Raw genomic sequence first — 21118 nt, forward strand, 5'->3', positions numbered from 1 at the left:
CGCCTCGTTCCGTTTCCGTATTGAAAGCTTCAGGAAGCGATCAGTTCCGGGAAAAAGCCTTTATCAGGCCCACTTGGCCATTTCGGCTTCCAGATTGACGCGGATCGCCTCGAAGAACTGCTCCGTGGTCATCCAGGCCTGATCCGGGCCGATCAGCAGGGCCAGATCCTTGGTCATCGCGCCGCCTTCGACGGTCTTGATGCAGACCTGCTCCAGCGTCTCGGCGAACTTCACGACGTCCGGCGTGTCGTCGAACTTGCCGCGGAACGACAGGCCCTGGGTCCAGGCGAAGATCGAGGCGATCGGGTTGGTCGAGGTCGCCTTGCCCTGCTGGTGCTGGCGATAGTGGCGGGTGACGGTGCCGTGCGCGGCTTCGGCTTCCACGGTCTTGCCGTCGGGCGACAGCAGGACGGAGGTCATCAGGCCGAGCGAGCCGAAGCCCTGGGCCACGGTGTCCGACTGGACGTCGCCGTCATAGTTCTTGCAGGCCCAGACGAACTTGCCGCTCCACTTCAGCGCCGAAGCGACCATGTCGTCGATCAGGCGATGTTCGTAGACGATGCCGGCCGCCTTGAACTTGTCGGCGAATTCGGCGTCGAACACTTCCTGGAACAGATCTTTGAAGCGGCCGTCATAGGCCTTGAGGATGGTGTTCTTGGTCGACAGATAGACGGGCCAGCCGCGGTTCAGGCCATAGTTGAAGCTGGCCTTGGCGAAATCGCGGATCGATTCGTCGAGATTGTACATGCCCATGGCAACGCCGGCGCTGGGGAATTCGAACACTTCATATTCGAGTTCCTCGCCATTGGTGCCGACCCACTTCATGGTCAGCGTGCCGGCGCCGGGCACCTTGAAATCGGTGGCCTTATACTGGTCGCCAAAGGCGTGACGGCCGACGACGATCGGGTCGGTCCAGCCCGGAACCAGGCGGGGGACATTCTTGATGACGATCGGTTCGCGGAACACGACGCCACCCAGGATGTTGCGGATGGTGCCGTTGGGCGACTTCCACATCTTCTTGAGGCCGAATTCCTCGACGCGCGCTTCGTCGGGGGTGATGGTGGCGCACTTCACGCCGACGCCATATTCCTTGATCGCGTTGGCCGCGTCGATCGTGATCTGGTCGCTGGTCTCGTCGCGCTTCTCGACCGAAAGATCATAATATTTCAGGTCGACGTCGAGATAGGGGAGAATGAGGCGCTCACGGATCCATTCCCAGATGATGCGGGTCATTTCGTCGCCGTCGATTTCCACGACGGGGTTTTTCACCTTGATCTTCGCCATAGCGCCTATTCGCCTTCTTCTCTTGGGTGGAATTATGGGGACGCCCTACGGCCTGCGCCGCCAATGTTCAACCGTCCAGCGCCGGATTTCCGGCCGATCATGCGATGCATGCGCAAGACTGTTGTGCGATGCGCGTTCATGCCGGGAGCCAAGGACGGGGATCGTCGTTGTCAGGATCAATGTCTCCCCCTAAAGACATGCCCATGGAAAATGACGAGATCACGATTGCCGCAGGCGGCAATGTCAAATGGCGCTTCCCCTCGGTCCATCCCGAAGGGGTGAAGTTCGGCGCGATCGCGGCTGCGATCACCGGCCTGTTCTTCGTGATGGGCTGGGAAATCATCGGCTGGCTGATGCTGATGGTCACCATCTGGGTGCTGGCCTTCTTCCGCGATCCGATCCGCGCCGTGCCGCAGGATGAAGGCGCGATCATCGCCCCGGCGGATGGCCTGGTGACCCTGATCCAGCGCGTGCCGCCGCCGCGCGAGATGGCCGGGCCCGATGGCCTGGGCGATCAGCCGCTGATCCGCGTGTCGATTTTCATGAGCGTGTTCGACGTCCATATCAACCGTACCCCGATCGGCGGCACGGTGAAGGCCGTCACCTATATTTCGGGCAAGTTCCTCAACGCCGATCTCGACAAGGCGAGCGAGGATAATGAGCGCCAGCATATCCTGGTCGAGCGTCATGACGGCCTGCGCGTCGGCTTCACCCAGATTGCCGGCCTTGTCGCGCGTCGCATCGTGCCCTTCGTCAAGCCGGGCGACATGGTCGCCGCCGGCCAGCGCATCGGCCTCATCCGCTTTGGCAGCCGTGTCGACGTCTATCTGCCCGCCGGCACCGCGCCGCGCGTGATCCTGGGCCAGCGCACCGTCGCGGGCGAGACGATCCTGGGCCAGATCGGCGATCGCCGCGTGATCGCGGGCATCCAGCAGTGAGGCGGCGTCGCGCCGTTCCGCGCGGGCTGCGGCGCGGCATCACGCTGCGCATGCTGGCACCCAATGCGGTGACGGCGATGGCGCTGTGCTTCGGCCTCACCGGCGTGCGCTACGGCATTTCGGGCGAGTGGGAACGGGCGGTATTGTCCATCCTGTTCGCCGGCGTGCTTGACGGACTGGACGGTCGGATCGCCCGGATGCTGCGGGGCGAGAGCCGCTTTGGCGCCGAACTGGATTCGCTGTCCGATTCGATTGCCTTTGGCGTCGCGCCGGCGCTGATCCTCTATCTCTGGTCGCTGCATGCCATGCCGAAATTCGGCTGGATCTTCGCGCTTGCCCATGCCCTGTCCTGCGCGCTGCGCCTGGCGCGGTTCAACGCCAATATCGATGTCGAGGAACAGCCGCACAAATCGGCCGGCTTCCTGACCGGCGTGCCGGCCCCGGCCGGCGCCGGCCTCACCTTCGTGCCGCTCTATCTGTGGCTGGTGACGGGCGAAGAGATTTTCCGCGCCTGGTATGTGGTCGCGCCCTGGACCGCGTTCGTGGCCTTCCTGATGATCTCGAGCATTGCCACCTATAGCTGGTCGGCGCTGCGGCTGCGCAAGCGCGTCCGGCTGGAACTCATCGCCTTTGTCGGCCTGTTGGCGGCGGCGCTGGCGACCCAGCCCTGGTTCACTCTGCTGCTGATCTGCGGCGTCTATGTGCTGCTGATCCCGTTCGGTATCCTGTCCTACGCCAAGGTGCGCAAGCAGCCTGTCGGCTGAGCCGAATGCCCTGTTCAGGCAGCGAGGGCGCTGCCGGGCAGGGCGGTGGCGGACAGGGTAGTGCTGCGGCCCGGCTGGCGAACGCGGTTCCGCGTGATGCGGATGTGATAGACGGGCGGGGTCTGGGGAATCGGCTCGAACAGCAGGGCTGCCGCCATCTTCTGATGATAGAGCGCAAACATCCAGGCAATGGTGCCGACCGCCAGCAGGAAGGCGGCGGAGAAAATGGTCGCTGCAACAATGGTGAACATGGCCGCTGACTTTCTATCTTGCCATTTGCACGCTTAGGCTCACTATGTCGTTGCAAACGGGCGTTTAGACTGTTTGTTCCATCTGTTCACTTTATGTTCTCATATTGAGAGCGAGTCAACCCCTTGCGCAACGGGGTTTTGGGCGTTAAAGGCGCGCCCATTCCACATGGGAATCGACATATCCGGTGCCGGACGGGTCTTTGAGACCATCCAAGGTTCCTGATTCCCAGAGGTAGCAACCGGAAGGAGAAATGATTATGGCGACCCCCGTCGTCACCATGCAGCAATTGATCGAGGCTGGCGCCCACTTCGGCCACCAGACCCACCGCTGGAACCCGCGGATGAAGCCGTATATCTTCGGCGACCGCAACGGCATCCACATCCTTGACCTGTCGCAGACCGTGCCGCTCTTCGCGCGCGCCCTCGACTTCGTGTCGGCCACCGTCGCCGGCGGCGGCAAGGTTCTGTTCGTCGGCACCAAGCGCCAGGCCCAGGATCCGATCGCCGAAGCCGCCCGCAAGTCGGGTCAGCACTTCGTCAACCATCGCTGGCTGGGCGGCATGCTCACCAACTGGAAGACCATCTCGGGCTCGATCAAGCGCCTGAAGACCCTCGAAGAGAAGCTGTCGGGCGATACCCACGGCTTCACCAAGAAGGAAGTCCTCCAGATGACCCGCGAGCGCGAGAAGCTGGAACTGTCGCTGGGCGGCATCCGCGACATGAACGGCATCCCCGATGTCATGTTCGTGATCGACGCCAACAAGGAAGAGCTGGCGATCAAGGAAGCCAACACCCTGGGTATCCCGGTTGTCGCCATCCTCGACTCGAACGTCTCGCCCGACGGCATCGCCTTCCCGGTTCCGGCGAACGATGACGCCAGCCGCGCCATCCGCCTCTACTGCGACGCCGTTGCCGCCGCCGCCACCAAGGGCAACCGTGGTGCGCAGCAGGCTTCGGGCATCGACCTGGGCGCTCTGGACGAGCCCGAGGCCGAAGAGGTCGTCGCGCAGGCCTGATCCGCGGTCTTCGAACTGCAAGAATGACAGGCTAGGGCGCGGTCCATTACGGAACGCGCCCTAGTGCTTATCTGATTAAACCCCTTTTGATTTAGGAGCCTCAACATGGCCGAGATTACCGCTGCCGCCGTCAAGGAACTGCGCGACCGTTCGGGCGCGGGCATGATGGATTGCAAGAAGGCCCTCACCGAAGCCAATGGCGACATCGAAGCGGCGACCGACTGGCTGCGCGCCAAGGGTCTGGCTGCTGCCCAGAAGAAGTCGAGCCGCACCGCCGCTGAAGGCCTGGTCGGCGTTGCCGTCGCCGGCACCAAGGGTGTTGCCGTCGAAGTGAACAGCGAAACCGACTTCGTTGCCAAGAACGACCAGTTCCAGGACTTCGTTCGCACCGTGTCGACCGTTGCGCTGGAATCGGGCGCGGCTGACGCCGAAGCCCTGTCGGCCCAGCCGCACCCCGCCGGCGGCACCATCGCCGAAAAGCTGGTCGCCAACATCGCCACCATCGGCGAAAATCAGAATCTGCGTCGCGTCGCCCATGTCGAAGTGACCGAAGGCGTCGTCGTGCCCTACGTGCACAACGCTGCTGCGCCGGGCCTCGGCAAGATCGGCGTGCTCGTTGCGCTCGAAGGCGATGCCCCCGCCGACGTTCTGGAGCCGCTGGGCAAGCAGCTGGCCATGCACATCGCCGCTGCCTTCCCGCTGGCCCTGTCGGCTGACGACATCGATCCGGCCCTGCTGGAGCGTGAGCGCGCGATCGCCGCTGAAAAGGCTGCCGAATCGGGCAAGCCCGCCGAAATCGTCGCCAAGATGGTCGACGGTGCGGTCGCCAAGTTCGCCAAGGAGCAGGCCCTGCTCTCGCAGCTGTTCGTGATGGACAACAAGACCCCGATCGCCGACGTCGTCGCCAAGGCGGCCAAGGATGCCGGCAAGTCGATCTCGCTCAAGTCCTATGTCCGCTTCCAGCTGGGTGAAGGCATCGAGAAGGAAGTCAGCGACTTCGCCGCCGAAGTGGCTGCTGCCGCCGGCGCCTGATCGCCGATCGAGCGACAAGCAAAGGGAAGGGGCGTCCTGCGGGGCGCCCTTTTTCTATGAGAGCATGGTGCGTTCGGCGGTCGGCGCCGGTCGGGCCGGGCGCCATCGGTGCCGCTTTCTCCATGAAGAGGCTGGAGCGCACGACAAACGCCCCTTGGCATCGCGCTTTACCGCCTCTAATGTCCCGGCCGCTTCCCCTGCCAACCATCAAGGATTCTTGCCCCACATGACCCGGCCAGCCTTCAAACGCATCCTGCTGAAATTGTCGGGCGAGGTGCTGATGGGGTCCGGCCAGTTCGGCATCGATCCCGAGACCGTCGATCGCGTCGCTGGCGAAATCGCCGCGGCGAAGGATGCGGGCTTCGAACTGTGCGTGGTCGTGGGTGGCGGCAACATCTTCCGCGGCCTTGCCGGCGCGGCCAAGGGCTTCGACCGCACCAGCGCCGACTATATGGGCATGCTGGCGACCGTGATGAACGCGCTGGCGGTGCAGAATGCGCTGGAAAAGATCGGCTGCGACACCCGCGTTCAGTCGGCCATTCCGATGGCGTCGGTGTGCGAACCCTATATCCGGCGCAAGGCCGTGCGCCACATGGAGAAGGGCCGGATCGTGATCTTCGCGGCGGGCACCGGCAATCCCTTCTTCACCACCGATACCACGGCGGCCCTGCGCGCAGCGGAAATGAACTGCGACGCGCTGTTCAAGGGCACCAGCGTCGATGGCATCTATGATGCCGATCCCAAGAAGGTCGCGGACGCCACCCGCTATGAGGCGATCAGCTTCGATCAGGTGCTGACCGACAATCTCAAGGTCATGGACGCCAGCGCGATCGCGCTGTGCCGTGAAAATCATATTCCCATCGTCGTCTTCAACATCCGCGAGGAAGGCAACCTGGCCAAGGTGCTGGCGGGTGAAGGCACCGCGACGATCGTGCAAAATCAGGAGCGCTAATAATGGCCCAGTATAACAAGTCCGACCTCGAACGCCGCATGGCCGGCGCAATCGAAGCGCTGAAGGGCGATCTCACCGGTCTGCGCACCGGCCGCGCCAATGTGCAGCTGCTCGATCCCGTCATGGTCACCGTCTATGGCGCCAACATGCCGCTGAACCAGGTCGCCACCGTGTCGGCGCCCGAGCCGCGCATGCTGTCGGTCCAGGTGTGGGACAAGGCCAATGTCGGCCCCTGCGACAAGGCGATCCGCTCGGCGGGCCTGGGCCTCAACCCGATCGTCGACGGCCAGACGCTGCGCCTGCCGATCCCGGACCTCACCGAGGAACGCCGCAAGGAACTGGCCAAGCTCGCCAGCAAATATGCCGAAGGCGCGCGCGTCGCCGTCCGCAACGTCCGTCGCGACGGCATGGACAGCCTGAAGACCGACGAGAAGAAGGGCGAGATCAGCGAAGACGAGCGCAAGCGTCTGGAAACCGAAGTCCAGAAGCTGACCGACGCCACCATCGTGGATATCGACGCGGCCGCTTCGGCCAAGGAAAAGGAAATCCTCGGCCAGTAAGCCGGGGCTTTTCTTTCGCGGCCAAAGCACGCATTCCTATCTGATGGCCACACAAGCCAAGCCCGATCTTACCAGCGCTGCGCCTGCCCATGGTGCGCGTCATGTCGCCATCATCATGGACGGCAATGGCCGCTGGGCGAAGAAGCGGCTGTTGCCGCGCATCGCCGGCCATCGCGCCGGGGTGGAGGCGGTGCGCCGTGTCGCCCGCGCGGCGCAGGATATGGGCCTTGAATGCCTGACGCTCTACGCCTTTTCTTCGGAGAACTGGAAGCGTCCGGCGACCGAGGTGTCCGACCTGATGGGGCTGCTGCGCCATTTCATCCAGTCGGATATCGACGAGTTCCATGCCAATGGCGTGCGGCTGCGGGTGATCGGCAACTACAAGGCGCTGGAGCCTGGCTTGGTCGAACTGATCGAAAGCGCGATGGCGCGCACCGCCGCCAACACTGGCCCGGTGATCGCGATCGCGCTCAACTATGGCGCGCAGGACGAGATGGTGCGCGCGGCGCAGCGTCTGGCCGAGCGGGTGGCGAGCGGTGAATTGTCGGCCGAAAATATCGGCATCGAAGCGATCGACGCCGAACTCTACACTGCCGACCTGCCGCCGCTCGACCTGCTGATCCGCACCTCGGGCGAGCAGCGGCTCAGCAATTTCATGCTGTGGCAGGCGGCTTATGCCGAACTCTATTTTACCGATATGCTCTGGCCCGATTTCGATGGCCGGGCATTGGCGCAGGCGCTCGACGCCTTCCGCATGAGGGACCGCCGTTTCGGCGGACTGTGAGTAACATGTCGAGTGAATTGCGGACCCGCACGATCGTTGGCCTTGGCCTGATCGCCGTTGCCGTCGGCGCGCTGGTCTTTGGCGGCTTCGTCTTCTGGATGCTGCTGTCGATCGCCGGTGTGCTGATGATGGGCGAATGGGGCATGCTGACCGGCGCCTCGTCCGATCAGCGCAAGATGGCGATGTATGCCGTCTCGGTGCCGCTGGCGATCCTCTGCCCGGTGGCGGCGGGCGTGTCCTGGCTCGGCTTCGGCCTGATGATGGCCTCTTTCTTCTTCGTGCTGATCACCAGCCGCGCGATCAAGCTGGCGCTCGGCATTCTCTATATCTGTCTGCCGGTGATGGCGCTGCTGTTCCTGCGCGGGCAGGCGCCCGACAGCCATGGCCTGCTGCTCGCCTTCTGGGCACTCGGTCTGGTCTGGGCCACCGATATCGGCGCCTATTTTGCCGGTCGCTCGATCGGCGGGCCCAAGCTGGCGCCACGGGTCAGCCCGTCCAAGACCTGGTCGGGGCTGGGCGGCGGCGTGCTCGCGGCCCTGCTCACCGGCTTCCTTCTCTATCGTTTTGCTGACCTGCCGATCCAACTGGCGGCGGCAAGCGGCCTGCTCGCGGTTGCGGCACAGCTTGGCGATCTGCTCGAAAGCGCGATGAAGCGCCGCGCCGGCGTCAAGGACAGCAGCAATCTGCTGCCCGGCCATGGCGGGGTGATGGACCGGCTCGACGGCGTGGTAGCGGCGGCGCCGCTCGCCGCCTTGCTCTATCTGGTCCTGGCGGGCGCCTGATGCGCAGCGTTTCCGTCTTCGGCGCCACCGGATCGGTCGGCATGTCGACGCTGGACCTGATCCAGCGCGACCCCGATGCCTATGCGGTCATTGCCCTGACCGCCAACCGCGATGTCGCCGGCCTTGCCGCCGCCGCGCGCGCGGTCGGTGCGCAGATCGCCGTGGTCGCGGACGAAGCCCATTATGGCGCGCTCAAGGACGCGCTTGCCGGATCGGGTGTCGAGGCGGCGGCGGGCGAGGGCGCGCTGGTCGATGCCGCGGCGGCGGGTGCCGACTGGACCATGGCTGCGATCGTCGGCTGCGCGGGCCTCAAGCCCACCATCGCCGCGCTGCAGGCCGGCGGTACGGTGGCGCTGGCCAACAAGGAATCGCTGGTGTCGGCCGGCGCGCTGATGATGCAGGCGGCGACCGCATCGGGCGCGACGCTGCTGCCGGTGGACAGCGAGCATAATGCGATCTTCCAGTGCCTGGCGGGCAGCAGCCTGGACGATGTCGCGCGCATCATCCTGACCGCGAGCGGCGGACCGTTCCGCACGCTCGGCTATGAGGATATGCGCGCCATCACACCGGCGCAGGCCGTGGCTCATCCCAACTGGTCGATGGGCGCGAAGATCAGCGTCGACAGCGCGACGATGATGAACAAGGGGCTGGAATTGATCGAGGCGGCCCATCTCTTTCCGGTCGGGCTCGACCGGATCGAGATATTGGTCCACCCGCAATCGGTCATCCATTCGATGGTCGAATATCGCGACCGGTCCACTTTGGCACAGCTCGGTTCGCCCGACATGCGCATCCCGATCGCCCATGCGCTGGCCTGGCCGGCGCGGATCGCCACGCCCTGCCAGCCGCTCGACCTGGCCCGGATCGGCCGTCTGGACTTTGAAGTGCCCGACGACCGGCGCTTCCCGGCGCTGCGCTTAGCGCGCGCGGCGGCGCAGGCGGACGACGCATCGGCCGCCATCCTCAACGCCGCCAACGAGGTCGCCGTGGCGGCCTTTCTGGCCGGCCGCATCGGCTTCCTTGATATCGCCATGATTGTGGAGGATGTTCTCAATCGCTATAGCGCGCCGATGCCTGCCTGCATGGACGATGTCCTGCACGCCGATGCAACGGCACGGGTTATGGCGGGTGATGTGATGGAAAGATTGACGGTTTGATCCACAATCCCGGTTTCCTGTTGACCATCTTGGCTTTCGTGGCGGTCATCGGGCCGCTCGTCTTCGTGCATGAACTGGGTCATTATCTGGTCGGACGCTGGTGCGGGGTGAAGGCGGAGGCCTTCTCGATCGGCTTCGGCCCGGAAATCGCCGCCTGGGTGGACAGGCGCGGCACCCGCTGGCGGCTCGCGGCGCTGCCGCTGGGCGGCTATGTCCGCTTCAAGGGCGACATGAACGCGGCCAGCCAGACCGATCCCAAATGGCTGGAAATGTCAGCGCAGGATCGCGCCGAAAGCTTCCCGGCCAAGCCGTTGTGGCAGCGCGCGGCGATCGTCGCCGCCGGCCCGGCGATCAATTTCCTCTTCGCCATCCTGATCCTGGCCGCCTTCGCCTTCCTGCATGGCGAAAGCCGGACCCCGGCGGTTGCTGGCATGGTCCAGCCCGGCAGCGCCGCTGCCATGGCCGGCATTCAGCCGGGCGATCGCATCGTCTCGCTCAATGGCCGGGCGATGAGCACCTTCGACGATATCCGTCTTTATGCGCAGATCCGTCCCGGTGAGCCGGTGACGATCCTGCTCGACCGCAAGGGGCAGGTGATCGAGAAGCAGGGCCATGTCGGCGCGGTCAGCGAAGATGACGGTTTCGGCAACAAGTTCCGCATCGGGCGGCTGGGCATCGCGCCGGGCGAGCCCGTGATCGAGCCGGTCAGCCTGCTGCGCGCGCCCGTGGTGGCGATCGAGCGGACCGGCCAGATCATCCGCACCATGGTGGAGACGCTGGGCCAGGTGATCGGCGGCGACCGTTCGGTCAAGGAACTGGGCGGGCCGCTCAAGATCGCACAGGTGTCGGGGCAGGCGGCGACGCTGGGGCTGGAGAGCTTCATCTTCTTCATCGCCCTCATCTCGATTAACTTGGGGTTCATCAACCTCTTGCCAATTCCCATGCTGGATGGCGGTCATCTGCTTTTCTATGGGGTGGAGGCAGTGCAGCGGCGGCCGGTGAGCCCGCAGGTGCAGGATTGGGCCTATCGGTCGGGTCTGGCGCTGCTGATGACGGTCATGTTGCTGGTGACCTTCAACGATTTGTCGTCTTTCGGATTGTGGGAGCGGCTGTCCGGCTTGATCGGCTGAGCCGCATCGGGCAGGGAAGGCGCGGTTCGGCGCCGTCTATTTCTGGCGAAACAGTTTTTTACTTTTTTGAGGTGAGCGGGTGACAGCGATGAACAGCAGCAAGGGCCAGCGTCCGATCATCGCGGCCCTGTTGGCCACGACGATGATTGCGGGCCTGTCGGCCGTGCCGGCGATGGCCCAGAATGCGGCCCCGGCAGCACCGGCGGCTGCGCCGATCGCGACGTCCACGGCCAATACGCCCGAAGGCACGATCCGCAGCATCACCGTGACCGGCACCCAGCGCCTGGAGCAGGACACGGTCATGTCCTACACCAAGCTGCGCGTGGGCCAGGCCTTCAGCCAGGAATCGCTCGATCAGGCGCTGCGCGACCTGTATGAGACCGAACTCTTCGCCGACGTCCAGATCCGCAACGATGGCGGTGCGCTGACCGTCGAGGTGAAGGAAAACCCCGTCATCAACCGTATCGTCCTTGAAGGTAATAAGCGCCTGAAGGACGACAAGATCCGTCCCGAAATAAAACTGGCGCCGCGCCAGATCTATACCCGCTCCAAGGTCCGCGCCGACGTCGCCCGCATCGTCGAGCTGTATCGCCGCCAGGGCCGCTTTGCCGCGACGATCGAGCCCAAGATGGTCCAGCTGGACCAGAACCGCGTCGACATCGTGTTCGAAATCTCGGAAGGGCCCAAGTCCAAGGTCCGCCAGATCAACATCATCGGCAACGAGAAGTTCAAGGACGGCGAACTGCGCGGCCAGATGGTGACCAAGCAGTCGCGCTGGTTCCGCATCTTCTCGTCGGGCACCAGCTATGACCCGGATCGCCTGGCCTATGACCAGCAGAAGCTGCGCCAATTCTACCTGACCGAAGGCTATGCCGATTTCCGCGTGATCTCGGCCGTCGCGGAACTGACGCCTGACAAGCAGGACTTCATCATCACTTATGTGGTCGAGGAAGGGGATCGCTACAAGTTTGGCGACGTGAAGGTCGAATCCGATATTCGCGACCTGTCGGGCGATGCGCTGACCCGCCGCCTGCCGATGAAGAAGGGCGACTGGTACAATGCCAAGCAGGTCGAGGACACGGTCGATACGCTGAGCGAAACCGCCGGCCTGTTCGGCTATGCCTTCGCCCAGGTCGAACCTGACTTCAATCGGTCGAAGGACGACCTGACGATGGGGATCAATTTCCGCATCGCCAACGCCCCGCGCGTCTATGTCGAGCGCGTCGACATCAACGGCAACACGCTGACCCAGGACAAGGTCGTCCGCCGCGAGTTCCGCCTGGCCGAAGGCGACGCCTTCAACAGCTTCCTCGTCAAGCGCTCGAAGGACCGTATCAACTCGCTCGGCTTCTTCCAGGAAAAGCTGGACATTGAGCAGAAGCCCGGCTCGGCGCCCGACCGCATCGTGCTGGAAACCAACGTCCAGGAAAAGTCGACCGGCGAACTCTCGCTCTCGGCCGGCTACTCCTCGCTCGAACGCTTCATCATCTCGGCGTCGATCACCCAGCGCAACTTCCGCGGCAAGGGCCAGGAACTGCGCACCTCGGTCAATTATTCGGCTTATTCCAAGTCGGTCGAAGTGGGCTTCACCGAGCCCTATTTCATGGACAAGAATATCGCGCTGGGCGGCGACATCTATCGCCGCGACCTCAACAGCTTCCGTTATCTCAGCAATAACGACCGCGACACCACCTATGAACAGACCACGACCGGCTTCCAGCTGCGGGCCGGCGTGCCGATCACCGAATATGTGTCGCTGGCACTGCGCTACACGCTGAACTTCGACGACGTGACGCTGGACAAGGACACCTATTATACCGACGGCGTCTGCGACCCGCTGCTGGCCGGCCGCTATCTCTGCGATGCCATCGGCAAGCGCACGACCTCGTCGATCGGCTACTCGCTGATCTATGATACCCGTGACAACCGCATCCGTCCGACCCGTGGCCAGACCGTTACGCTCAGCCAGGACTTTGCCGGCCTGGGCGGCGATGTCCGCTACATCCGCACCCGCGCCAATGCTGCCAAATATTGGGGGCTGGGCGGCGGCTTCATCTTCTCGCTGACAGGCGAAGGCGGCTATATCCACAGCCTCCAGGGCACGCGCTATGACGCCACCGGCGCCGAAGTCGACCCGATCCGCCTGACCGACCGCTTCTTCCTGGGTGAACCGCAGATGCGCGGCTTCGACATTCGCGGCGTTGGTCCGCGCGTGAAGCGCTATTATCTGGTTTCGCAGACCAATGATGACGGTTCCACCAGCTATGTCCGCCAGACCGGCAACAATAATGTGTCGGATGACGCGCTGGGTGGCCGCGTCTATTATATGGCCCGCGCCGAAATGGAGATTCCGCTGGGTTCGGGTGCCCGTGAAATGGGCCTGCGTCCGTCGATCTTCGCGGATGTCGGCGCCGTTGCCGGCCTGAAGAATCCGGGCACCATCAACTTTGCGGGCTATTGCTCCGACTCCACCGGTTCGCTGAGCACCGTCCGTGCGACCGGCACGGCGGCCAGCCCGGTCTGCCCTGTTGGCTATGACACCAAGAGCGGCATGTTCGAGGAAGATTATCTGGGCGACACGCTGAAACCGCGTCTGTCCGTGGGCTTCGGCGTCAACTGGAACTCGCCCTTCGGGCCGTTCCGCATCGACATCGCCAAGGCCCTGCTCAAGGAACCAGGGGACGACAACAAACTCATCACCTTCAACGTAGGGACTCAATTCTGATGAAGACGTTTATCAAGGCTCTGGCGCTCGGTATCGCGCCTGTCACCGCCATCGCTCTGACCGCCGCGCCGGCCGCTGCCCAGTCGAAGCAGGGCATCGCCGTCGTCGATCTGCAGCGCGCGGTTGCCACCAGCGCGGCCTATTCGACCGCTCGCACCCAGATCCAGACCACCTACAAGGCGCAGATCGACAGCTTCACCGCGCGCAAGACCGCGATCGACACCGATCTCAAGACCAAGGGCGACGCCCTGCAGGCTGCCCTGAAGGCGGCCGGCGGCAAGCCGACCCCGGCGATCGAAACCCAGTATCAGCAGTTCCAGCAGTCGCAGCAGACCGCGCAGGCCGAACTGCAGCGCCTGGGTCAGCCGATCGCGCTCGCCAATGCCTATGTCGAGGAACAGATCACCGCCAAGCTGTCGGACGCGCTGAAGGCCGCCATGACCAAGGCGAAGGTCGACCTGGTCCTGTCGCCCGACGCGACCGTCTCCTATCAGCCGACCGTCGACATCACGGCCGCGGTCGTGACCGAACTCAACACGCTGGTGCCCAGCGTCGGCATCACCCCGCCCGCCGGCTGGCAGCCGGGCGGTCGTCAGGGCCAGGCTGCGGCCCCGGCCGCTGCCGCTCCGGCCCCCGCCAACCCGGCGCAGGCGCCCAAGTCGCGCTGATAAGATGACCGGAGAGGTTGATAACAAGGAAGCCCGTGGCCCGATGGATATCCGTCGGGTCATGGCCGCCCTGCCGCATCGTTACCCGATGCTGCTGGTTGACCGCGTGGCGTCGCTGGTGCCGAGCCAGTCGATCCATGCGATCAAGGCGGTGTCGATGAACGAGCCCTTCTTCCAGGGGCATTTCCCCGGCCGGCCGATTATGCCGGGCGTGCTGATCGTCGAGGCTATGGCCCAGGCGGCCGGCGTGCTGGTGGTCGATTCGCTGGGGCTCGCGGATTCCGGCAAGCTCGTCTATTTCATGAGCATCGACGGCGCGAAGTTCCGGACCCCTGTGGAGCCGGGCTGCCTGCTCGACCTGCATGTCGAAGTGACGCAGATGCGCGGCGCGGTCTGCAAGTTCGCCGGCCGTGCGCTGATCGACGGCAAGCTGGCGGCGGAAGCCAATTTCGTCGCGATGATCGCCGATCCGCCCAAGGACTGAGGGAGCGCGCGAGGCGTTAAACGGAACGCCGGTCGCGCGCTCGTTCTTTGTTACCGCATCGTTTTAAGCGAAAAACCGGTTCCCACTTTTTCGCACGATGCTTGGGCGCATCCTTTTCCTTGCTTTGGCGCGCCGAAAACGCTAACGGCGCGCCTTCGCATTTTATCGCATCCATAGCCGGTCGGAACCGGCACACACACGGAGCAAGACGCCATGAAGGCCGATACCCACCCCGATTACCACTTCATCACCGTCCAGATGACCGACGGCACCACCTTCCAGACCCGCTCGACCTGGGGCAAGGAAGGCGACACGATGGCGCTCGACATCGACCCCAAGTCGCACCCGGCCTGGACCGGCGGCAACCGCCAGCTGGACACCGGTGGCCAGGTTGCGCGCTTCAACAAGCGCTTTGGCGGCCTGACGCTGAAGAAGTAATCGGCCTTTCACAGGCACGATATCGAAAGGGCGCCTCCACCGGGCGCCCTTTTTTTGTGCCTGGGCGCGATGCGCACGGCACAAAAAAAAGGGCCTCCAGCTAAAAGCTGGAGGCCGAGGTTCAGGGGAGGATCAGCGGCGACAGAGGGGGATCTGCAAGGGGATGCCGCTGACAAGGACTGGTCTAGCCCGCAAATGCTGCGGGCGAATGTCCCGATTATTACCGAGGCCGATGGGTGCTGAAATGTCGGCACAATGCTATATTCCTCCCCTCCCTTCCAGGGAGCGGGCGGGGGTGGGTGCGCCGCGTAGCGGCGGTCTACGGTCGATAGGGCAGAAGCTCGCTGCGCTCGCTACCCACCCCAACCCCTCCTGGGAGGGAGGGGCGGTAATTGCCTGCTGCGTAATAGGCCCTCGTCAGGCGCCAGCGCGGTCCGCGTCGAGAAACGCCGCCACATCGTCCAGCACCACATCCTTCGACAGGAAGGTCTGGCCGATGCCGCGCGCCAGCAGGAAGGGCAGGGTGCCCGCCGCCATCTTCTTGTCGTGCAGCATATGTGCGACCAGCGCCGCGCCGTCGGCCGTCACATGGGCGCTGGCCAAGTCATGGGGCAGGCCGATCGCTTTCAGATGCGCGGTCACCCGTTCCGCATCCTGCGCGCTGCACAGGCCAAGGCGCGCCGAATAGCGGAAGGCAAGCGCCATGCCGGCGGCCACGCCCTCGCCATGGAGCAGCGTGTCGGAAAAGCCGGTATCGGCCTCCAGCGCATGGCCGAAGGTGTGGCCAAGGTTCAGCAGGGCGCGCCGGCCGGTCGTCTCGCGCTCGTCATCGGCGACGATCGCCGCCTTTGCGCGCACGCTGCGCTCGATCGCATAGGTGCGGGCTTCCGCGTCGCCGTCCAGCAGCCGGTCGGCATTGGCCTCGCACCAGGCGAAGAAGTCGGGATCGTCGATCAGGCCATATTTGACCACCTCGGCATAGCCGGCGCGGGTTTCGCGCAGCGGCAGGCTGTCGAGCACCGACGGGTCGATCAGCACCAGGCTGGGCTGGTAGAAGCTGCCGATCAGATTCTTGCCGGCGCGCGCGTTGATCGCGGTCTTGCCGCCGACCGAGCTGTCGACCTGCGCCAGCAGGGTGGTGGGCAGCTGCACGAAATGGCAGCCGCGCTTCAGGATGGACGACGCAAAGCCGACCAGGTCGCCGATCACGCCGCCGCCCAGCGCGATGACATGGTCGCCACGCTCGATCTCCAGCGCCAGCAGCGCGTCGAGCAGTTCCTCCAGATGGCGCCAGCTCTTGGTCTGTTCGCCCGCCGGCAGGATGATCGGTTCGATGACGATATTGGCGCGGCGCAGGCTGGCGTCGAGCCGGGGCAGTTGCGCTGCCGCGACATGGGTGTCGGTGACGACGACCAGCCGCCCGCCACGGGCATAGCGTGCCAGATGATCGGCCGCACGATCGAGCGCGCCCTGTTCGATGACGATGTCATAGCTGCGCGCGCCCAGCGCGACGGGGACTAGTGCCATGCGGATAGCTGCTCCAGGATGCGGTCGACGGCGACCTCGTGCGGCGCGGCGATGCTCTTCACATGGATCGGCGCCAGCGCGTAGATGGGGTTGCGGACCGCCGCCAGCTCGGTCAGCACGATGCGCGGGTCGCGATCCTTGAGCAGCGGGCGCCCCTCGCGGCGGGACACGCGATCGACCAGCACCTCGATATCGGCATCCAGCCAGATGGTGGTGGCATGGTCCAGGATCAGCGTGCGGGTCTCGTCCTGCATGAAGGCGCCGCCGCCGGTCGCGATCACCTTGGGCACGCCGTCCATCAGCCGGGCGATCACCCGGCGCTCGCCATCGCGGAAATGGGCCTCGCCATAGCGGGCGAATATCTCGCTCACGCTCATGCCGGCGGCCCGTTCAATCTCTTCATCGGCATCGACGAAGCTCAGGCCCAGGCGCGCGGCAAGGCGCCGGCCGACGGTGGATTTGCCCACGCCCATCATGCCGATCAGCACGATCGGGCCGCGCTTGGCTTTGCTCTCCGGGAATTTGCTGTTTCGCTGCATGGCGAGGGGGGCTATACAGCCAGCCGTCGCTGAGGCAAACGCAACTTTCCCCTGTCGTCCGGCAAACATCGCCGGGCCAGCCGCAGAAGAGACCATGAAGAATAATCGTTCCCTGAGCAGTTTCGAAGGCGGTTCGCGCCGTCGCACCCGTCTGCCGATCCTTCCGATCGCGGCGGTGTTGGTTCTTATCCTGCTGATCGGCGTGCTCTGGTCGCGCGGTGGCGAACAGCCGCAACAGCCCGTCGAGAAGGTCATCCCGGCCGAGAAACTGGGTCAGTAAGCCGCATGAGCCGCCTGCGGGGGAATGCGAAATGGGCGCTGGGCAGCTTTGCGCTCGCCCTGGCGCTGCCGGTCGTCGCGCAGCAGGCGCCCGAATCGCTGCTGCCGCCCGGCTTTGGTGATCCGGCCCCGGCGCCGACCCCCACGCCCGCGCAGCCGGCCCGTCCGGCATCGCCCGCACCGGTCGTGCCGGTCACGCCGTCGCCGTCGGGCGAAATCGTCCAGCCGCTCGACCTGTCGGTCGCCAATGCGTTGGACAATGCCGCCGAGGCGATGAGCGCGGACGAACTGGCCGCTGAAAAGGCCAAATATGACCTGCCGCAGAGCGCGCGCCGCTCGCTCGACCGCATCGGCCCGCTGACCCCGGCCACGCGCGGCATGGAACCCGACGCCTTCGGCGCGGAATATGGCCCCTATCTCGCCACGCTGATGAAGCAGACTCATGCGCCGATCCTGTCGCGCTGGGCCTCCATCCTGCTGCGGCGCGCGCTGCTGAGCGCCACAAACACGCCGCGCGGCATCAATGGCGCCGACTGGGCGGCCGAGCGCGCTTGGCTGCTGCTGCGCATGGGCGAGGCGGATAGCGCCCGGCTGCTGGTGCAGAGCGTCGACCCCGACAAATATACGCCGCGTCTCTACGCGATCGCGATGCAGACCTATCTGGCGACCGCCGATCCTGCGGGCCTGTGCCCGCTGTCGGCGGGCGCGCTGCGCACCAGCAAGGAACCGGGCTGGGACATGACGCGGGCGATCTGCCCGGCGCTGTCGGGCGATCAGGGTTCGGCCAGCGCTGCACTCAATCAGGCCCAGCGCAAGGGCGTGGTGCGCGGCATCGATTATCGCTTGGCCGAAAAGATGGTCGGCGCGGGCTTCAATGCGCGTCGTTCGGTCAAGATCGAATGGGACGGCGTCGATGGCCTCACCGCCTGGCGCTATGGCCTGGCGACGGCGCTCAACGTGCCGATCCCCGACGACATGTTCGGTAGCGTCGGCCCGCACGTCCGCGCCTGGGAAGCGCGCGCGCCGGCCCTGACCGCCGTGCGCCGCCTGCCGGGCAGCGAAGTCGCCGCACGGCTGGGCGTCTTCTCCAGCGAGGCGCTGGTCAATTTCTATGCCGAGCTGGGCAGCGAAGGCGATCTCGCGTCCGATCTGGCCGATCGCGTCGATGCGCTGCGCAATGCCTATTCCGGCCCGACTGCGGGTGCCCGCATCCAGGCGATGCAGACGCTGTGGCGCGACAATGGCGCGCCCGATTATGTGGGCCTGATCGCCACGGCCCGCGCCGCCGCCGCACTGCCGGTATCGCAGGCCGATGGGCGCGATGCCGCCAATCTGGTCGCGGCGATGCTGACCGCCGGCTATGATCGCAATGCGGCCCGCTGGGCACAGGCGATCGGCCAGATCGATGGCGATGGCGCGCAGGATTTCTGGGCGTTGCTCGCGGTCGGCGCACCCAGCGCCGTGGTTGACAGCGGCAGCAGCCGCATCTCCAGCTATGTCGGCGATGCCGGCCCTGAAAAGGGACGGATGCTGATCGCCGCACTGGCGGGCCTGTCGCGCCTGTCGGCCAATGATGCGGCCGCAGTGGCGCAGGATAATGGCTTCACTCTGGCCGCCAACAGCCGCTGGGCGCGTGCGATCGACGCCGCCGCGCAGCGGGGCGAGAAGGCGACCGTGGCGCTGCTCGCTGCTGTCGGCATGCAGGGGCGCGACTGGCATCGCCTGCCGCCTGGTCATCTCTATCATGTGGTGGCGGCGCTGCATCGCGTCGGGCTGGACCCGGAGGCGCGGATGATCGCGGCCGAGGCCCTGACCCGCCTGTCCTGACCCGGTCCGGGGCGATGGATGATGATGCCGTCCTGATCGACCGCTTCCTCGAAATGATGGCGGCGGAACGGGGCGCGTCGCGCAACACGCTGCTTGCCTATCGCACGGACCTTCAGGGCGCGGGCGAGATTGTCGGCGGGCTTGCCGCGGCCAGCCAGGACACGCTCGGCCGCCTTGCTGGCGAATGGGCGCCGCTCGCGGCCTCCACCGTGGCGCGCAAGGCGTCCGCGCTGCGCGCCTTCTACGCTTTTCTGGAGGAAGAGGGGCTGCGCGCCGACAATCCCGGCGCGGCATTGCCCCGGCCGGTCACACGCCGGCCGCTGCCCAAGATATTGTCGTCGCAGGAGGTCGATTCGCTTTTTGCCCTGATCGCGCAGCGGGTGGAGACGGCGCATCCCGCGCCGCTCGACCTGCGGCTCTCGGCGCTGATCGAACTTCTCTATGGCTCGGGCCTGCGCGCGACCGAACTGGTCTCGCTGCCGCGCAAGGCGCTGGCGGTCGATCGCCCCTTCCTCATCATCAGGGGCAAGGGTGCGCGCGAACGGCTGGTGCCGATCTCCGACCGCGCCCGTGCCGCCGTCGCCACCTGGCTCACCCATGTGCCGGCGGACAGCCCCTGGCTTTTCCCCTCGGGCAAGAGCCATGTCAGCCGCATCCGCCTCTATCAGCTGGTGAAGCAACTGGCCGCGGCGGCCGGCATCGCGCCCGAACGGGTCAGCCCCCATGTGCTGCGCCACGCCTTTGCCACCCATTTGCTGGAGGGCGGGGCGGACCTGCGCGCGCTGCAATCGATGCTGGGCCACGCCGATATCGGCACGACGCAAATCTACACCCATGTCGACAGCCGCCGGCTGGTCGAACTGGTCAACAGTCGGCACCCGCTGGCCGGCATGCAAGCCAGGATCGCGCATCCCCGCGTTGACGGCGACGCGTCCGCGCCTTAACGCCATCCGCCATGGTAAGCTTTCTCGAATTTGAAAAGCCGGTCGCAGAGCTGGAAGCCCGCATCATCGAACTGCGCCAGACGGCCTCCGTCGGCGACATCGACATCAGTGGCGAGATCAACACGCTGGAACAGCGTGCCGACAAGATGCTGTCGGACATCTATGCCAAGCTGACGCCCTGGCAGAAGACGCAGGTGGCCCGCCACCCCGAACGCCCGCACTTCAAGGATTATGTCGCGGGCATGTTCGACAATTTCATGCCGCTGGCCGGCGACCGCGCCTTTGCCGACGATCAGGCGATCATCGGCGGCTTCGCGACGCTGGGCGAACGCAAGGTCATGGTCATCGGCCATGAAAAGGGCGACGACACAGCCAGCCGCGTCCGCCACAATTTCGGCATGGCCAAGCCCGAAGGCTATCGCAAGGCGATCCGCCTGATGGAACTGGCCGACCGGTTCGGCCTGCCGGTCGTCACTTTGGTCGACACCTCGGGCGCCTTTCCCGGCGTCCAGGCCGAAGAACGCGGCCAGGCAGAAGCCATTGCCCGTTCGACCGAAGCCTGCCTGGCGCTCGGCGTCCCCATGGTCGCGGCCGTGGTGGGTGAGGGTGGCTCGGGCGGCGCAGTGGCGCTGGCCGCGGCCAATCGCGTGCTGATGTTCGAACATGCCGTCTATTCGGTGATCTCGCCCGAAGGCTGCGCCTCGATCCTGTGGCGCACCGCCGACAAGGCCAGCGATGCGGCGACCGCGATGCAGGTCACGGCGCAGCATTTGAAGGGCCTGGGCGTGATCGACCGCATCGTGGCAGAGCCGGTGGGCGGCGCCCATCGCGAGCCGGTGCAGGCGATCGCCAATCTGGGTGCAGCCATTGGCGAGGAACTGGACGCGCTGTCCGGCCTCGAACCGCAGGCGCTGCGCACCGATCGCGCCGACAAGTTCCTGGCCATCGGTATCTGACGTCAATTTCCCGGAACAGCATCCTGTCCTCGCTCGTTACGGCACGCTAACAGGGGACAGGGTGTCAAGGATGGGAATGGA

Annotated in this window: 22 protein-coding genes; 18 read left to right on the forward strand and 4 right to left on the reverse strand. The window is 65.3% G+C overall.

Translation table 11 applies throughout. The annotated features are described in order from the left end of the window. Positions 1 to 63: 63 nt before the first annotated feature. On the reverse strand, positions 64 to 1284 hold the full coding sequence (locus AC13EK_RS13085) for an NADP-dependent isocitrate dehydrogenase (RefSeq protein ID WP_004211167.1): 1221 nt from the start codon (positions 1282 to 1284) through the stop codon (positions 64 to 66). Positions 1285 to 1487: 203 nt separating this feature from the next. Here AC13EK_RS13085 and AC13EK_RS13090 point away from each other — a divergent pair, with 203 nt between their 5' ends. Beyond that, positions 1488 to 2222 (forward strand): phosphatidylserine decarboxylase, encoded by a 735-nt coding sequence (locus tag AC13EK_RS13090; protein ID WP_029547694.1) that lies wholly within the window; start codon positions 1488 to 1490, stop codon positions 2220 to 2222. Positions 2223 to 2272: 50 nt separating this feature from the next. After that, positions 2273 to 2986, forward strand: a complete 714-nt coding sequence (locus tag AC13EK_RS13095) for a CDP-alcohol phosphatidyltransferase family protein (protein ID WP_069336800.1) — start codon at positions 2273 to 2275, stop codon at positions 2984 to 2986. Between the two features lie 14 nt (positions 2987 to 3000). Here AC13EK_RS13095 and AC13EK_RS13100 read toward each other — a convergent pair whose 3' ends face one another. Continuing rightward, a complete protein-coding gene (locus AC13EK_RS13100; protein WP_069336799.1) occupies positions 3001 to 3237 on the reverse strand; it encodes a hypothetical protein in 237 nt (78 codons plus the stop codon). 257 nt (positions 3238 to 3494) lie between these two features. Between AC13EK_RS13100 and rpsB the strand changes: the two genes are divergently transcribed. The 12 genes from rpsB to rpmE all read left to right on the forward strand — a co-directional run bounded on the left by rpsB (position 3495) and on the right by rpmE (position 14965). Then, a complete protein-coding gene (gene rpsB / locus AC13EK_RS13105) occupies positions 3495 to 4253 on the forward strand; it encodes a 30S ribosomal protein S2 (RefSeq protein ID WP_010337471.1) in 759 nt (252 codons plus the stop codon). Between the two features lie 105 nt (positions 4254 to 4358). Next, entirely contained in the window at positions 4359 to 5285 is a 927-nt protein-coding gene (gene tsf, locus AC13EK_RS13110) for a translation elongation factor Ts (RefSeq protein ID WP_010337470.1), read from the forward strand. Between the two features lie 226 nt (positions 5286 to 5511). Then, complete coding sequence (pyrH, locus tag AC13EK_RS13115) at positions 5512 to 6237, forward strand: UMP kinase (protein ID WP_004211175.1); 726 nt, start codon at positions 5512 to 5514, stop codon at positions 6235 to 6237. A 2-nt stretch (positions 6238 to 6239) separates the two neighbouring features. Further along, positions 6240 to 6797, forward strand: coding sequence for a ribosome recycling factor (gene frr, locus AC13EK_RS13120; protein WP_004211176.1), 558 nt, complete (start codon positions 6240 to 6242; stop codon positions 6795 to 6797). 43 nt (positions 6798 to 6840) lie between these two features. Then, positions 6841 to 7581, forward strand: a complete 741-nt coding sequence (locus AC13EK_RS13125) for an isoprenyl transferase (RefSeq protein ID WP_069336798.1) — start codon at positions 6841 to 6843, stop codon at positions 7579 to 7581. Between the two features lie 5 nt (positions 7582 to 7586). Then, positions 7587 to 8363, forward strand: coding sequence for a phosphatidate cytidylyltransferase (locus AC13EK_RS13130; RefSeq protein WP_069336797.1), 777 nt, complete (start codon positions 7587 to 7589; stop codon positions 8361 to 8363). Further along, positions 8363 to 9520, forward strand: coding sequence for a 1-deoxy-D-xylulose-5-phosphate reductoisomerase (locus tag AC13EK_RS13135; protein ID WP_069336796.1), 1158 nt, complete (start codon positions 8363 to 8365; stop codon positions 9518 to 9520). The genes AC13EK_RS13130 and AC13EK_RS13135 overlap by 1 nt, the downstream gene beginning before the upstream one ends. Beyond that, positions 9517 to 10650, forward strand: a complete 1134-nt coding sequence (gene rseP, locus AC13EK_RS13140; RefSeq protein WP_017499846.1) for an RIP metalloprotease RseP — start codon at positions 9517 to 9519, stop codon at positions 10648 to 10650. Before AC13EK_RS13135 ends, rseP begins: the two co-directional genes overlap by 4 nt. An 88-nt stretch (positions 10651 to 10738) precedes the next feature. Further along, positions 10739 to 13375, forward strand: a complete 2637-nt coding sequence (bamA, locus tag AC13EK_RS13145) for an outer membrane protein assembly factor BamA (RefSeq protein WP_069336795.1) — start codon at positions 10739 to 10741, stop codon at positions 13373 to 13375. Beyond that, positions 13375 to 14043 (forward strand): OmpH family outer membrane protein, encoded by a 669-nt coding sequence (locus AC13EK_RS13150; protein WP_004211184.1) that lies wholly within the window; start codon positions 13375 to 13377, stop codon positions 14041 to 14043. The genes bamA and AC13EK_RS13150 overlap by 1 nt, the downstream gene beginning before the upstream one ends. Positions 14044 to 14047: 4 nt before the next feature. Continuing rightward, positions 14048 to 14527 carry a 3-hydroxyacyl-ACP dehydratase FabZ gene (gene fabZ, locus AC13EK_RS13155; RefSeq protein ID WP_004211185.1) on the forward strand — a complete coding sequence of 160 codons (480 nt, stop codon included), beginning with the start codon at positions 14048 to 14050 and terminating at the stop codon, positions 14525 to 14527. Between the two features lie 213 nt (positions 14528 to 14740). Further along, positions 14741 to 14965 carry a 50S ribosomal protein L31 gene (gene rpmE, locus AC13EK_RS13160; RefSeq protein ID WP_004211187.1) on the forward strand — a complete coding sequence of 75 codons (225 nt, stop codon included), beginning with the start codon at positions 14741 to 14743 and terminating at the stop codon, positions 14963 to 14965. 417 nt (positions 14966 to 15382) lie between these two features. On the opposite strand, the gene aroB is transcribed toward rpmE, so the two are convergent. Together aroB and AC13EK_RS13170 are read right to left on the reverse strand one after the other, a co-directional pair. Further along, complete coding sequence (gene aroB / locus AC13EK_RS13165; RefSeq protein WP_069336790.1) at positions 15383 to 16492, reverse strand: 3-dehydroquinate synthase; 1110 nt, start codon at positions 16490 to 16492, stop codon at positions 15383 to 15385. Beyond that, the gene (locus tag AC13EK_RS13170; protein WP_069336789.1) at positions 16483 to 17031 is read right to left on the reverse strand and encodes a shikimate kinase; all 549 of its coding nucleotides are present in this window, start codon (positions 17029 to 17031) and stop codon (positions 16483 to 16485) included. Before AC13EK_RS13170 ends, aroB begins: the two co-directional genes overlap by 10 nt. A gap of 94 nt (positions 17032 to 17125) precedes the next feature. On the opposite strand from AC13EK_RS13170, the gene AC13EK_RS13175 reads away from it, so the two are divergent. The 4 genes from AC13EK_RS13175 to AC13EK_RS13190 are packed head-to-tail and all read left to right on the forward strand — an operon-like array spanning position 17126 to position 21037. Next, complete coding sequence (locus tag AC13EK_RS13175) at positions 17126 to 17311, forward strand: hypothetical protein (protein ID WP_069336788.1); 186 nt, start codon at positions 17126 to 17128, stop codon at positions 17309 to 17311. 5 nt (positions 17312 to 17316) lie between these two features. Beyond that, positions 17317 to 19137: a hypothetical protein gene (locus AC13EK_RS13180; RefSeq protein ID WP_069336787.1), complete on the forward strand. Its 1821-nt coding sequence runs from the start codon at positions 17317 to 17319 to the stop codon at positions 19135 to 19137. A gap of 14 nt (positions 19138 to 19151) precedes the next feature. Then, positions 19152 to 20081: a tyrosine recombinase gene (locus AC13EK_RS13185; RefSeq protein ID WP_069336786.1), complete on the forward strand. Its 930-nt coding sequence runs from the start codon at positions 19152 to 19154 to the stop codon at positions 20079 to 20081. An 11-nt stretch (positions 20082 to 20092) separates the two neighbouring features. Beyond that, a complete protein-coding gene (locus AC13EK_RS13190; RefSeq protein ID WP_010337461.1) occupies positions 20093 to 21037 on the forward strand; it encodes an acetyl-CoA carboxylase carboxyltransferase subunit alpha in 945 nt (314 codons plus the stop codon). Positions 21038 to 21118: the final 81 nt, after the last annotated feature.

The organism is Sphingobium sp. L-44 (genome assembly GCF_056859495.1).